The organism is Lachnospira intestinalis, from assembly GCF_040095895.1.
Taxonomy (GTDB): Bacteria; Bacillota; Clostridia; order Lachnospirales; family Lachnospiraceae; genus Lachnospira; species Lachnospira intestinalis.
Genome location: NZ_JBBMFS010000005.1, coordinates 176,378 through 189,777, shown reverse-complemented (window position 1 = coordinate 189,777; position 13,400 = coordinate 176,378). Strand labels below are relative to the sequence as shown.

The 13,400-nt window shown below is 41.1% G+C and carries 14 protein-coding genes; 1 reads left to right on the top strand and 13 read right to left on the bottom strand.

All coding sequences use genetic code 11. The annotated features are described in order from the left end of the window. The first annotated feature begins 18 nt into the window (after window positions 1–18). Complete coding sequence (locus WMO37_RS07830) at window positions 19–807, top strand: TIGR03915 family putative DNA repair protein (protein WP_349154741.1); 789 nt, start codon at window positions 19–21, stop codon at window positions 805–807. Between the two features lie 27 nt (window positions 808–834). On the opposite strand, the gene WMO37_RS07825 is transcribed toward WMO37_RS07830, so the two are convergent. The 13 genes from WMO37_RS07825 to pyrE form a co-directional block, all read right to left on the bottom strand. Beyond that, on the bottom strand, window positions 835–1,605 hold the full coding sequence (locus WMO37_RS07825; RefSeq protein ID WP_349154740.1) for an alpha/beta hydrolase-fold protein: 771 nt from the start codon (window positions 1,603–1,605) through the stop codon (window positions 835–837). A gap of 8 nt (window positions 1,606–1,613) precedes the next feature. Beyond that, entirely contained in the window at window positions 1,614–3,053 is a 1,440-nt protein-coding gene (locus WMO37_RS07820; RefSeq protein WP_349154739.1) for a TrkH family potassium uptake protein, read from the bottom strand. 74 nt (window positions 3,054–3,127) lie between these two features. After that, on the bottom strand, window positions 3,128–4,486 hold the full coding sequence (gene trkA, locus WMO37_RS07815; protein WP_349154738.1) for a Trk system potassium transporter TrkA: 1,359 nt from the start codon (window positions 4,484–4,486) through the stop codon (window positions 3,128–3,130). A gap of 206 nt (window positions 4,487–4,692) precedes the next feature. Continuing rightward, a complete protein-coding gene (locus WMO37_RS07810) occupies window positions 4,693–5,457 on the bottom strand; it encodes an NYN domain-containing protein (protein ID WP_227090770.1) in 765 nt (254 codons plus the stop codon). A 182-nt stretch (window positions 5,458–5,639) separates the two neighbouring features. Beyond that, complete coding sequence (purD, locus tag WMO37_RS07805; RefSeq protein WP_227090768.1) at window positions 5,640–6,914, bottom strand: phosphoribosylamine--glycine ligase; 1,275 nt, start codon at window positions 6,912–6,914, stop codon at window positions 5,640–5,642. Between the two features lie 20 nt (window positions 6,915–6,934). Beyond that, a complete protein-coding gene (gene purN / locus WMO37_RS07800) occupies window positions 6,935–7,525 on the bottom strand; it encodes a phosphoribosylglycinamide formyltransferase (protein WP_022431671.1) in 591 nt (196 codons plus the stop codon). Next, window positions 7,519–8,544, bottom strand: a complete 1,026-nt coding sequence (gene purM / locus WMO37_RS07795) for a phosphoribosylformylglycinamidine cyclo-ligase (protein ID WP_022431670.1) — start codon at window positions 8,542–8,544, stop codon at window positions 7,519–7,521. Before purM ends, purN begins: the two co-directional genes overlap by 7 nt. Before the next feature lie 57 nt (window positions 8,545–8,601). Further along, window positions 8,602–9,108, bottom strand: coding sequence for a 5-(carboxyamino)imidazole ribonucleotide mutase (purE, locus tag WMO37_RS07790; protein WP_022431669.1), 507 nt, complete (start codon window positions 9,106–9,108; stop codon window positions 8,602–8,604). Between the two features lie 111 nt (window positions 9,109–9,219). Next, the gene (locus WMO37_RS07785) at window positions 9,220–11,280 is read right to left on the bottom strand and encodes an aminopeptidase (protein ID WP_349154737.1); all 2,061 of its coding nucleotides are present in this window, start codon (window positions 11,278–11,280) and stop codon (window positions 9,220–9,222) included. A 161-nt stretch (window positions 11,281–11,441) separates the two neighbouring features. Beyond that, window positions 11,442–11,759: a DUF6142 family protein gene (locus tag WMO37_RS07780; RefSeq protein WP_349154736.1), complete on the bottom strand. Its 318-nt coding sequence runs from the start codon at window positions 11,757–11,759 to the stop codon at window positions 11,442–11,444. Continuing rightward, the gene (locus WMO37_RS07775; protein WP_331464654.1) at window positions 11,756–12,223 is read right to left on the bottom strand and encodes a VanZ family protein; all 468 of its coding nucleotides are present in this window, start codon (window positions 12,221–12,223) and stop codon (window positions 11,756–11,758) included. The genes WMO37_RS07780 and WMO37_RS07775 overlap by 4 nt, the downstream gene beginning before the upstream one ends. A 26-nt stretch (window positions 12,224–12,249) precedes the next feature. Beyond that, on the bottom strand, window positions 12,250–12,402 hold the full coding sequence (locus WMO37_RS07770) for a hypothetical protein (protein WP_022431665.1): 153 nt from the start codon (window positions 12,400–12,402) through the stop codon (window positions 12,250–12,252). A gap of 129 nt (window positions 12,403–12,531) precedes the next feature. Continuing rightward, window positions 12,532–13,212 (bottom strand): orotate phosphoribosyltransferase, encoded by a 681-nt coding sequence (gene pyrE, locus WMO37_RS07765; RefSeq protein WP_227090764.1) that lies wholly within the window; start codon window positions 13,210–13,212, stop codon window positions 12,532–12,534. Window positions 13,213–13,400 lie beyond the last annotated feature (188 nt).

Here is a 13,400-nt window from a genome sequence, read left to right as displayed (position 1 = left end):
TGAAAGGAAGACCGCCTGATGTATACATCCAGACCCAAAGCACCACTATGCCCCGTTACCGTTTATCTTTGCGAAGATACCATTGACGGTATTTTTACTGCCATTTACCGTGCATGGGCAGACGGCACCAGCCATACTGATGTACGTGTGCGCACCAACGATACAATGTCCTTATTTGAAACCTATATCTTTAGTGAAAGCGATGGAACCCTTGCCCGGAAAGTCCAGCGTTCTATCATCCAAAAGTTATCTATTGATATTTATGAAACCTGTTATCAGGCGATGCTTTCCGATGATAATAAAAAAGCTTCCACGCTGTATCGCTTTTTACAAAAAGCCTTCCGCTGCGGCAGTGACATTTTAAACCGTCTTAACGACCCCGACGTTTTCCGGATTTTTGAACTGTCACGCACCGTCGGGCATGAAGCACACAAGTATCTTGGTTTTGTGCGTTTTGAAGAACGCAATGAAAATCTGCTGACAGCACGCATTCAGCCCAAATCAAATGTCCTGCCGGTGCTTGCCGCACATTTTGCCGACCGGCTGCAGCCTGAAAACTGGATTATTTTAGATACCATCCGCCGTTTTGCTGCAATCCACCCGGCTGGAAAACCTTATTTCTTACAATGGGGTGTGACAGAAGAAATGCTTTTATCCGTTCCGGTTTCAGACCATGAAAAAGACTGGGAGCAGCTCTGGTCCTGCTTTTTTAACACCATTGCGATTCAAGAACGTAGAAACACCGACCTGCAGCGCAGTCTTATGCCGTTACACTACCGCACTTATATGCCGGAAATCACAAAATAAGACAAATGGTAATATTTAATTCTGATTTTAGTGCAGGCGCAGACTGCGCTTTCCCGGCAGCTGCTTTTTATCAGACAGCAGCCATATCAGCCCATGTGCCAGTCTGCGCTCCACCTTGCACATATGTCCACCGGGTTCATGGACAAAAGTAGTCTGCGCCACTTTCTGAAATGCTTCATATGTCCATCTGGTATCTTCTTCGATATGGCACATTGATGGATCTGTTGTATTCTTTTCCTTGCCGCCAAGACTGAAATACACACTATCTTTTATCCGCATTTCCTTTTCCTGCAATTTCTTTTCAATCTGTTCCCGGCAGTAGTCCTGAAATCCCGGATACCACAGTGAACTAGAACAGCTGATACAGCCCGCAAATCCCAGTTCAAAGTAATAATACAGTGCTGCAAGCCCACCGAGCGAATACCCCAGTGTATACACCTCTCCCGACAGTGGAAAGCTTTCTTTTAAATACGGCAGTAACCGGTATTGTATAAAATCAAGATACTGCGGTGCATTCCCGGCAAATTCACGCCCCTGCAATGCCGTGGCATACCACGGTGAATAATCCGCATCCCATTCTATCGGACCATATAGTGCCAGCACAAACGGTCTGACTTTGCCCGCTTCTATCTGCGGCATAACTGCTTCTTTTAAGCTGTCATGCAGCTTTTGTGTATATTCTCCCACAAACGCAAAAACAAGCGGGAATTTCTCCCCGCCTGCCTCTGCCATGGAATGTTGCTGCTCCGTGCAAAACACCTCTGCCCTGCACATCTTTTCTTCCAATAAAAAAATCATACTACTCCTTATTTTTTCCACGTTCCCGGCGCAAGCAGTATCAGCATTGGGAATATTTCAAGCCGTCCTGCCAGCATATCAAAAATCAGCACGATTTTTGAAAACATGGAAAATCCTGCAAAATTCCCAGTCGGTCCAACGACATTTAAGCCCGGTCCGATATTGTTAAAGGTCGCCGCAACCGCTGTAAAATTCGTCGTCAGATCAAACTTATCAAAACTGATTAACAACACGGAAAGCATATAAATAAAAATATATGCAATCAGATAAATATTAGCTGAACGGATTGTATCATGATCCACTGCTTTGCCATCACATTGAATTACTTTCACGCTGCGCGGATGAATCAGCGTAGATAATTCTTTTCTCAATGTTTTAAAATAAATAATATATCTCGATACTTTCATACCGCCGCCCGTACTTCCCGCACAGGCACCAATAAACATCAATACAACTAGTATCGACCTTGAAAAATTCGGCCATAAATTGAAATCCACTGTTGCAAAACCGGTTGTTGTCATCACGGACGCAACCTGAAAAGCTGAATGATGCAGGTAATAAAACGGGCTTCCCCCCTGTACAATCGTAAGGTTGGCTGCAATCATCAGCGTTGCGGCTGCAAAAATAATCAGATACCAGCGTACTTCTTCCATTGCAAAAGCTTCTCTTACTTCTTTCACCAGCAGAAAGAAATAAAAATTAAAGTTAATGCCAAAAAGCACCATAAAAATCGTTACGACATTTTGCAGATACGGACTAAAACTGCCCATACTGTCATTGTAAACACCAAAGCCACCGGTACCTGCCGTACCGAATGCCGTACAGATGGAATCAAATAAAGACATTCCGCCTGCCAGCAGTAACAGCATTTCAATCACTGTCATTGTCAGATAAATCCCATAAAGTGTCATTGCACTCTTTTGCAGCTTTGGCAGCAATTTGCCAAACTTCGGTCCCGGACTTTCCGCACTCATCAAATAGACTTCTGAGCTGCCTCCAAGAGGCAGAATTGCCAGAATAAATACCAGTACACCCATACCGCCAATCCAGTGTGAAAAACTCCGCCAAAACAGCATACACTTTGGCAGGCTCTCTACCTCCGGCAGAATACTCGCACCGGTTGTTGTAAAACCGGATACAATTTCAAACATTGCATCAACAGGATTGGGAATCACACCACTTAATACAAATGGCAGTGCGCCGATTACACTTAATACAATCCAGCTTAATGAAACAGACACAAAGCCTTCTTTTGCAAAAAAGGAACGGTTTCCGCTTTTCTTATGGGTCATAAGCGTTCCCACCACCAGACAGGCTGCCCCGCATACCGCAAAATATATGCCGCTGGACTCTCCGTAAATTAATGCTATTATTACCGGAATCAACAGAAATGCCCCCTCAAAACGGATGACATGTCCTAAAATTGTTCTAATAATTGAATAATTCATCTTTCTTCACCATTCTGCTGCAAATGCAGCAAATTTCAGATTCAAACTAATCTTCATTTCAAATCACGTTGCTGTTATTTTAAAATGTCTGACAGACGCTTTAAACCAAGATGGGTCGTTACCACAATCACGGAATCTCCCTCCAGCAGGCAGTCCTGTCCGCTCGGTGTAATAATCTTTCCACCACGGTTAATACAGCAAAGCAGCAGGTTCTTTTTTAACTTTAAGTCCTGAAGCTGCACGCCGGTCAGTCCCGGTGTGTCACAAACAACAAACTCCAGTGCTTCCACACGGTTATCCATCAGTCTGTACAGTGTTTCTATGCTATTATTACTCTTTGAATTTTCCATTGCGCGCACATACTGTAAAATAAATTCTGTCGTAATAAACTTTGGTGAAACGACACTGCCAACATTTAATTCTTCACTGACTTCTTCAACACGGATTCTATTGATTTTAACAATATTTTTAGCATTGGCAACCTTTTTTGCATGCAAAGATAAAAAGAGATTTTCCTCATCAAATCCGGTCAGTGCAACAAAGGCATCTGTTGCCGCAAGATCTTCTTCCTCTAAGAGCTTATTGTCCGTTGCATCTCCATGAATAATCATCGTCTTTGGCAACAGACCGCTTAAAAGTTCACAGCGCTTACGGTTCATTTCAATGATTTTCACCCTTTTATTTGCCTTATTCAAAATCTTTGCAAGATAATAAGACATTGTACCGCCGCCGGCAATCATTACATTTTTAATATTTCTTGTGTGGATTCCAACCTCTTTGCACATCTTATCAACCTCAGCAAGGGGCATAATTACGGAAATATTATCGCCCTTCTTTAAGACAACATCTCCGCTTGGAATGATAATTTCATGATTTCTTTCAATCACACAGATTAAAAAACTTCCTTTAAATGCGCCGCCCACATCAGCAACCTTCATATCTGCAAGCACAGAGCCTTCCGGAATCAGAAAACGAATCATATTCACCCGGTTGTTTGCAAAAGAATCCACTTCCATCGCAGACGGAATCTGAATCAGTCTTGCAATTTCAACTGCCGTTGCCCATTCCGGATTAATTGTCAGCGACAATCCCATTTCCTGCTTAATAAACTGAATATCTTCATTATATTCCGGGTTACGCACTCTTGCCACGGTATGACAGTTTGATGCTTTTTTTGCAATCAGACAGCTGAGCAGATTAATCTCATCACTGTCTGTCACAGCAATAAATAAATCCGCATGCTCAATTCCTGCCTCTTTTAATGTGGAATATACGGTACAGTTTCCTTCAATAACCTGTACATCAATCATTCCCATTACCTTTTTTAATAATTCCGGTGCCGTATCAATAAATGTTACCTCATGTCTTTCTCTGACAAGCTGTTCTCCCAGGGTTGTGCCTACTTTTCCACAACCGGCAATTATAATATTCATTTTAATCCGATACCCTTTCCCTTAACCTCTTCAATATTAGCGCTATGAGTGGCATGCCACTTTTTGTTATATAAAAAATAGCTGTATGCTATGTATTATAACAGATTTCTTAAATAACTCAACAGATTTCTTATTTATAAACTGCAAAAAGTACCCGAAAACACTTCCGGATACTTCTTACTTTATGGTATTTTATTTTTGTTTCCTTACTCTGCTTCTGTCCACAGTCCGTCTGCATTCAGACGATCCCAGTCTACTTCCAGTACGGTTACCATATGCCCCCTGTAACCCATCTGTTCTTTTTCCAGGATATATTTTTGTTTCAAAAGATTATCTAATGCAAGTTTAACCTTCTCATATGGAACATGATTATATTCCGAAACACTCTTTACTGTTTTTCCGTATGTGACCGTCGTTTTCGGTTTATTCCGCAATCTGTTTAAGCTTGTCAGAATTAATTCGTTATAATGATTCTTTTCCTGTGACTGTCTTGGCATCTCCACATAACTGGTTGCCTCTGATTTCAACCTGTTGCTGAATCCGTATTTCACACCATAAATAACTACCTTTTTTTCCAACTCTTTCAAATACTGTACAACTTTTGTAAAATGTGCATCCCCTGTAAATAAAACATAAACTTCTTCGTTTTCTTTATCTGCAACGCTTCTATATATAGCATCCAGCATGATCACATCTGTAAAATCCTTATCTACGCCGTCTTTTTCACTCGCTGTATGAATTACATTTTTAGTCAGGCTTTTCAGACGTTCTAAATCCATGCCGATATTATACTTTGAAAAATCTCCAAATATATACAATCTGCTGATTTCATATTCATCTTCCAGTTCTTTTAACCATTCTTCAATATTGGGTTTCATCTGAAAATTGTTGCGATAGCCATAATACCAATGCTCATAATCTACAAAAATTGCTGCCTTCGGCTTTCCGCCTTTTTTCTTAAACCAAAACACTTCTTCACCCCCTTTAATTTGCTCCCATAAAATACCATACGTATTAATCATACTAAATTTGTATGTAAAAATCAAATAAATTTGCACAAGGCATTTTCACCCCATGCAAATTTATTTTTCATATAAGCCTCATTTCTGAACAGCTTTGCTGCAAAACGATTTCTCATCTGCCCTCAGGGCTATTAAACTTCATCAATCGCCTTGCCGATATCATGACGCATATACTTATTGTCGAAGTTGACCCATTCTGTTGCTTCATAAGCATTGGCACGGGCTTCCTTTAACGTCTTTCCGGTTGCCGTAACACCTAATACACGTCCGCCGTTTGTAACAATTTTTCCGTTTTCGTCAAATTTTGAACCGGCATGGAACAGATAATATCCGTCCTTGTCCTTAAAATTTTCCATTCCCGTAATTTCAAAGCCCTTTTCGTATGCCAGCGGATAACCGTCAGATGCCAGTACAACGCAGACACATGCATTGTCTTCAAACTGTAAGTCAATCTGATCAAGTGTGCCGTCAATGCAGGCTTCAAATACATCAATAATATCATTCTTCATTCTCGGAAGAACAACCTGTGCTTCCGGATCACCGAATCTTGCATTATACTCTAATACTTTCGGTCCTTCCGGTGTCAGCATCAATCCGAAGAAAATAACACCTTTAAACGGTCTTCCCTCCGCTTTCATTGCATCTACCGTTGCCTGATAAACATACTTCTTACAGAACGCATCCACTTCATCTGTATAGAACGGACTTGGTGAAAAATTACCCATACCACCTGTATTTAAGCCCTGATCGCCGTCTTTTGCACGCTTGTGATCCTGCGCAGAAGACATAATCTTAATCGTGTTACCGTCTACAAACGAAAGTACTGACACTTCACGGCCTGTCATAAATTCTTCTACGACAATGGTATTGCCTGCCGAACCAAACTTCTTATCTAACATCAGTTCGTTGACACCAGCCATTGCATCTTCCTTTGTTTCACAAATTAAAACGCCTTTACCGAGTGCCAATCCGTCTGCTTTTAACACAATCGGATACTTTGATGTTTCAAGATATTTTTTGGCTTCTTCCGGTGATGTAAATGTTTCATAAGCCGCTGTCGGAATATGATACTTCTTCATCAAATCCTTTGAAAATGCCTTAGAACCTTCCAGAATCGCTGCATTCTTTCTCGGTCCGAACACTCTTAAACCTTCTGCTTCAAATACATCAACAATACCGCCGACTAACGGATCGTCCATACCGACAACCGTCAGGTCAATCTGATTGTCCTTTGCAAAGGCTGCCAGCTTATCAAATTCCATTGCTTTGATGTTGACACATTCGGCAACTTCTGCAATTCCTGCATTTCCCGGCGCACAGTAAATCTTTGACACCTTACTGCTCTTTGAAATCTTCCAGCAGATTGCATGCTCTCTGCCGCCGCCTCCTACTACAAGTACTTTCATCTTTTACCTCTCCAATATTCTTATTTCTGATTTGCTATCATATTAATGGCAGCAGGAAGCAGTTTCCACTCTGCCTGTTCCATTACACGTTTCTGAAGGATTTCCGGTGTATCGCCTTCTTCTACCATAACAGGCTTCTGCGCGATAATTTCTCCGGTATCCATTCCCTCATCTACATAATGAACGGTTGCACCTGTTACCTTTACACCTTTTTCAAGCACCGCTTCATGCACGTGCAGGCCATAGTAGCCCACACCGCAGAAAGATGGAATCAGAGAAGGATGGATATTAATAATCCGGTGGCTATACTGGTGTACCATTTCTTCCGGAATCTTAACAAGATACCCGGCCAGAACGATTAAATCCACCTTCAGCTCATTGATCTTTTCAAGCAGCGCCTTATGAAAATCTGCTCTGTCTGCATAGTCCTTCGGAGAAATGCAGAGTGCTTCAATCCCGTTTTCCTTTGCTCTTGTCAGCGCATATGCATTGGCATTGTTGCTGATAACTGCTACAAGCTCTGTATTGGTAATTGTACCGTCTTTTACGGCATCAATAATTGCCTGGAGATTTGTTCCGCCTCCGGAAACCAGAACTGCAACTCTTAGCATACAGTTACTCCCTTCTCACCGGCTTCTACACGACCGATTACGTAACCTGTTTCACCTGCTTTTGCAACAGCGGCTAACACCTTGTCTGCATCTGCCGGATCAACAGCAAGTACCATACCGATACCCATGTTAAAGGTATTGTACATCATCTTTTCTTCGATTTCACCGTCATTCTGAAGCATCTTAAAGATTGCAGGTACTTCATAGCTGTTCTTTTCGATGACTGCATGTACACCGTCATGTAACATTCTAGGAACATTTTCATAAAAACCACCGCCTGTAATATGACTGCAGCCCTTAATCTTTACACCGGCATTTTTAATTTCTTTTAATGTCTTTACATAAATCTTTGTCGGAGCAAGTAATGCTTCACCTAAAGTTTTTCCTAATGCATCATAATATGTATTTAATGCTTCTTCTGTAATCTTAAATACACTTCTTACCAGAGAAAATCCATTGCTGTGTACACCGCTTGATGCAATACCGATTAAAGTATCCCCGGCTTTGATGTCTTTTCCTGTAATTAAATCTTTTTCATCTACAACACCGACTGCAAAACCTGCAAGGTCATATTCGTCTACCGGATAAAATCCCGGCATTTCTGCGGTCTCACCACCGATTAATGCACATTCGGACTGAAGACAGCCGTCTGCAACCCCTTTTACAATCTGTGCAATCTTTTCCGGTTCATTCTTACCGCACGCAATATAATCTAAGAAGAATAACGGTTCACCGCCTGCACATGCAATATCATTAACACACATTGCCACGCAGTCAATGCCGACTGTATCATGCTTATCCATTGTGAAAGCAAGCTTTAACTTTGTACCGACACCGTCTGTACCGGATACAAGTGTTGGCTTTTCCATATCCTTAAACTTATCCATTGAAAATGCACCTGAGAATCCTCCCAGACCGCCAAGCACCTCCGGACGCATGGTCTTTGCCACATGCTCCTTCATTAATTCAACTGATTTGTAACCGGCTTCAATATCCACACCTGCTTTTTTGTAATCCATTTTTTTCTCCATTCTGCTGCCTTGCAGCTTAATTTTTCTGTAGCGTTCAATCTATAATTATTTTGTATAATTCTTATAACCGACTTCCTGAAGGTGCGCATCTTTTTTCTGTACGCTTTCCTTTAAGCCCGCAGAATAATCCTTTAACTTTGAAAGAAGTTCTGCATCGGATGTTGCAAGAATCTTCGCTGCAAGAAGTCCTGCGTTGGCACCGCCGTTAATGGCTACGGTTGCAACCGGAATACCGCTTGGCATCTGTACAATCGAATAAAGAGAATCCCTGCCGCCTAAAGAAGTGGTGTGCATTGGAATACCAATGACCGGCATCGGAAAAATTGCCGCACACATACCCGGTAAATGTGCTGCCATTCCTGCACCTGCAATAATAACCTTAAATCCCTTTTCTTCTGCTGTCTTTGCATATTCAAAGAATACATCCGGTTCTCTGTGTGCCGAAATGATCGTCATCTCATAAGAGATTCCCAGCTGTTCAAGAATATCTGCTGCCTTTGCCATAACTGGCATATCAGAATCGCTTCCCATCACAATTCCTACTTTTGCCATAACTTGATTCCTCCATTCTGCCGGTTCATACCTGCATTTTGATTTTATTTGTAGTATTATTTAATTGTACTTTGTTTTATATTTTCCGTCAATATCTTAATCCAAAAACTGTTATTTTAAAAACGGTTTGTTTAATTCTTCACAGCCTGCAAGTACAAATCTGCCGTTTTCAATAATGACGGTTTCGCTGCCATCTTCCGATACTGCCGAAATACTACCGATTTCATCATACGGAATCGTAATGTCCGTATGGCAGTTAAAATATGCTTTTTCCGGCTCGGTCTTTCGCAGTATGGAAATTTCATTATCCCGTGAAATAATTTCCTTACCGTTCGGATTGTATACAATATTGTCCTCCGCTCTGGAATAACATGTATCACCGATTGCAAAATGCGGTCCCATTTTTTCCACAATAAGAATCGGCAGCTTGTATACAATGTCGTATTGATTTGCCATCACATACGCTGTTGTATTCGTTCCGATTGCAAATTCACCGATTGGCAGGGTGTCATGGTTCAATAACACATTTTCTTTAAAATACTGTCTGCCTTTTTTCGCATCTTCAAAATTATCACAGGAATAATCCGTGACCATACCATCTTTAAAAGACACCTTTAAATTAATAAATTTCAAATCATTCAGATAAACACTGCTGACATTTAAAATGCCTTCTGTTCCTTTTAAAACGGGAGAGGTAAAGACTTCTCCCAACGGAATGTTGACATCGGCAAGACAGTTTTCAAAAACCGTTTCCTTCTGCGGATTGGTGATTTTCTGCAGAAACACACGCATATCCGTCTGATTATTACCACATCCTTTGACATGCACGTATTCTGCGCTATCCAGAGCATCAATAATGGTCTGCTGGATTTCCTTATACTGATTGTAGTCGAGGGTATTAATCCGCACGATTTCATGAAAGATTTTTTCATATTCGTCCGCATTTTCACTGATTTCCGGCAGCGGGTATGCAATAATTGTAAAGCTTCTTTCCTCGCCTTTAATATATTTGTTGACAACTGCCGAAGACTCGCTGTCATATTTTACAGAAAGCTTCTGCTGTTTTTCATCTAAATGCAGGGCTTCTTTTTTATCTTCCGGCTCAAACGGATTTTCGCCGAACACTTCCATGACCGCAGGACCGCCAAAAACTGCCGCTGCTTCCTTATGCTGTTCATATGCAAAGCGGAGTGCCCCAAGCTTTCGCTCTGTAAACTGCGCGTCCAGGTAGAGTGCATTGTCAAAACGATGGTCGTAGTCCATCTGCTTGTTCGGGCTGGTTGCGTAATAACCGATTTTGTGGTGCATGCGCTTATTGATAGAATGCTGTGCCGCACGATATATCGTCGTCTTTAAGCCCATCTGTTCAAACTGACGGATTTCCTCTCTTACCAGCCGTTCAAATCCGATGCAGTAACGGATATTAACCAGTTTCTTTTTGCTGATATCTTTATTGCCCAGTTCAAATCCGATGCGGTATCCTTCCGTAAAGGTCGATGCCATTTGTTCAATCTCTGTCTGGGAAAGCGTATTTAAAAATGCTGCGGTACGAAGTTCATTTTCCGTAATATACTCACCATACCGGTATAAATATCTCAAATCCGTCAAATCGCTGTCCATAATAATGCGCACCGCAAAATCCAGCGACGGGTCTAACTGCTCCCGCACCCTGTACTCGATAAAATCATCGCTGTAATCACTCATATACCAGTAAATGGAATCCTTTAACTGTGCCGCAATATTTTCACCGTCCTTGCAAATGCAGTAACATTCAACAAAAAGTTCTAACAATACCGTAAAATCAGCTTTACGCTGTTCTGCTGCAAACACGATACACCCGCGCAGTTCTGTATACAAAAACGATAAAATCCTGCCTATGTCTTCTCCAAGCCGTGCACAGGCATAAGACGGATTGGCAAAGCTGTTATCATATTGTTTCCCGATAATGTCTTCATACAAAACCGTATTCCAGTGCTGCAATTCTTCCAATGGCAGTTTATCATATCCACCGGCTTTTCTTTTCTCATTCCATTTATCCACAAGTAAAAGAAATTCTGCCGTGTACGTAAAATATGCTGCCAGTCCGGCATCTTCTATCTCTGAATTTTCTTTAATTTCCGCAATACGATCAATTGCCAGACCGTATCGTTCCTTCAGATTATCTTCAAACATTTACAAATCCTCACTATTCACACTATACCTCATTTCTGAACGACTGGTCGCAAAGATGCGATGAGAAATTCGCGTAGGCGATTTCTCATCTGCAATCATGGCTATTTGTTTTCGCTCAGAAACAAATAGCCGTGTGAAAAATATGCTATCAAGCATATTTTTCACACTATACCCATCATCAGCACTGCTATCATAAATATTGCAAAAATACCACACATCAGGGAACCTGCTCTTGAAAATGTATAAAACTTATCTTCTTCTTTAAAGCTTAACAGTCCGATAACCAACCCAATAACAGAAAGCATGAAACTGAGCAGTCCAAGGCTTCCTACCTCGAGTCCGGCATTTCCTTTTGCCTGGAATGCAATATAAATGCCATAGCCAAACGACACCAGTGCCGCCAATCCCATGACTGTTGATATCATGCCCCCCAAGGTCTGGCTTTTATCCGAAAATTTATATTTATTAAAAAGTTTCATGATTTTTTCCTTTTCCTATGAAACTGACACATTTTTTTGTAACACAAAAACGTGAGATAGCCCAATACACCACCGAGTGTATTGAGCATTAAATCATCTACATCAAAACTTCCCACTTTAGATACAAGCTGAATCAGTTCGATTGCAAGACTTAACCCGAATGTATACAGCATACACCCAAAAAACTTAATCCGATGATCTGCAATCAGCGGCAGGCAGAACCCGAATGGCATAAATGCTACCACATTTCCCGCAATATTGGCAAGCACCGCCGTCAGACCAAGCTGCCAGAAGTGATTAACAAACCGCTTGATTTCTTTAAATGGTACAAGATTATACCGGTACGTGCGTGATACATCCGTCCTTCCGAGAATTTCCGCAAAGAACATAAAATATACCAGTGCAGCAATATACGCAATAAAAATCAGCCATTTCAATGTCTTTTTCATTTTTCTATTTTTCACACAATGCCCATACCTTCCTGATACGCTTAAAATAATGTGTCGGATTTATGTGCCAGAAGTCTTGCACCATTTACAATCAGCAAAACTCCTGTTGTAACACCACATACGACTGAAATAATGCCAAAAACAATATTCCCGGCGCCAATTGACTTGATTTTTTTATATAACTTTTCGTCCATACTACTCCTCATTTATTCAATTCTTCGATAAAATCAGTATTGTGACACCTGCGGCACAATACTGTTGTATGAACAAGCTTTCGTTTATGGCTTGTTCATACTTCTCCTACTTATTCCGCTACTAATTCCTTATGCTTCCTTCGCACCGTATTCTTCGTAATACTTGTCAATGGCAGCCTTAATTTCATCATCAATAACCACCTTGCCGTTGCAAGGCTTGTTGTATAAATGTTCTACAACGTCTGACATGCTGACAATTGCATTTGCCGGAAAGCCGTACTTTTCCTGAATTTCAACAAGGGCACTCTTTTCGCCTTTGCCACGTTCCATTCTGTTTAAAGACACCATTAAGCCTTTGATTGTCACATCGCCCTGTGCCTGAATAATCGGAAATGTTTCTTCGATGGATTTACCGGAAGTTGTTACGTCTTCAATAATAACTACTTTATCTCCGTCTTTAATCGGGCTGCCCAGTAAGATACCTGCATCGCCGTGGTCTTTTGCTTCTTTTCTGTTAGAGCAGTAACGGATTTCTTTACCGTAAAGTCTGTGATATGCCATGGTTGTTGCCACGCTTAACGGAATACCCTTGTAAGCCGGTCCGAACAGCACATCAAAATCATCACCGTAGTTATCGTGAATTGCCTTCGCGTAATACTCACCCAGCTTTTCAAGCTGTGCACCCGTTACATAAAGTCCTGCATTCATAAAAAACGGGGACTTTCTGCCGCTCTTTAAAGTAAATTCACCAAACCGCAACACATTGCAGTCTACCATAAATTCTATAAATTCCTGTTTGTACTGTTCCATAATCTATAAAGCCTCCTGTTTGTAATACTTTTAACAATTTTTAATATCTTTTTAATGTTGGCGACAAAAGGTCACTCACCCACCTATAAGCAGACTTATGTGGTTTTAGACCTTCTGACCCTGACATTTCTTTTTATTCTAGCATAAATTTCCCGGTGTTTCAATATATGGTTGTTTTTGGAAGAAAA

What these genes read in the sequence shown, in the direction of transcription:
- WMO37_RS07820 (WP_349154739.1), bottom strand. Translation starts at nt 3,053, where the DNA reads ATGAATTATTCAATTATTAGAACAATTTTAGGACATGTCATCCGTTTT.
- purE (WP_022431669.1), bottom strand. Translation starts at nt 9,108, where the DNA reads ATGGCAAAAGTAGGAATTGTGATGGGAAGCGATTCTGATATGCCAGTT.
- WMO37_RS07825 (WP_349154740.1), bottom strand. Translation starts at nt 1,605, where the DNA reads ATGATTTTTTTATTGGAAGAAAAGATGTGCAGGGCAGAGGTGTTTTGC.
- purD (WP_227090768.1), bottom strand. Translation starts at nt 6,914, where the DNA reads ATGAAAGTACTTGTAGTAGGAGGCGGCGGCAGAGAGCATGCAATCTGC.
- WMO37_RS07785 (WP_349154737.1), bottom strand. Translation starts at nt 11,280, where the DNA reads ATGTTTGAAGATAATCTGAAGGAACGATACGGTCTGGCAATTGATCGT.
- trkA (WP_349154738.1), bottom strand. Translation starts at nt 4,486, where the DNA reads ATGAATATTATAATTGCCGGTTGTGGAAAAGTAGGCACAACCCTGGGA.
- WMO37_RS07780 (WP_349154736.1), bottom strand. Translation starts at nt 11,759, where the DNA reads ATGAAACTTTTTAATAAATATAAATTTTCGGATAAAAGCCAGACCTTG.
- pyrE (WP_227090764.1), bottom strand. Translation starts at nt 13,212, where the DNA reads ATGGAACAGTACAAACAGGAATTTATAGAATTTATGGTAGACTGCAAT.
- purM (WP_022431670.1), bottom strand. Translation starts at nt 8,544, where the DNA reads ATGGATTACAAAAAAGCAGGTGTGGATATTGAAGCCGGTTACAAATCA.
- WMO37_RS07770 (WP_022431665.1), bottom strand. Translation starts at nt 12,402, where the DNA reads ATGGACGAAAAGTTATATAAAAAAATCAAGTCAATTGGCGCCGGGAAT.
- WMO37_RS07830 (WP_349154741.1), top strand. Translation starts at nt 19, where the DNA reads ATGTATACATCCAGACCCAAAGCACCACTATGCCCCGTTACCGTTTAT.
- purN (WP_022431671.1), bottom strand. Translation starts at nt 7,525, where the DNA reads ATGCTAAGAGTTGCAGTTCTGGTTTCCGGAGGCGGAACAAATCTCCAG.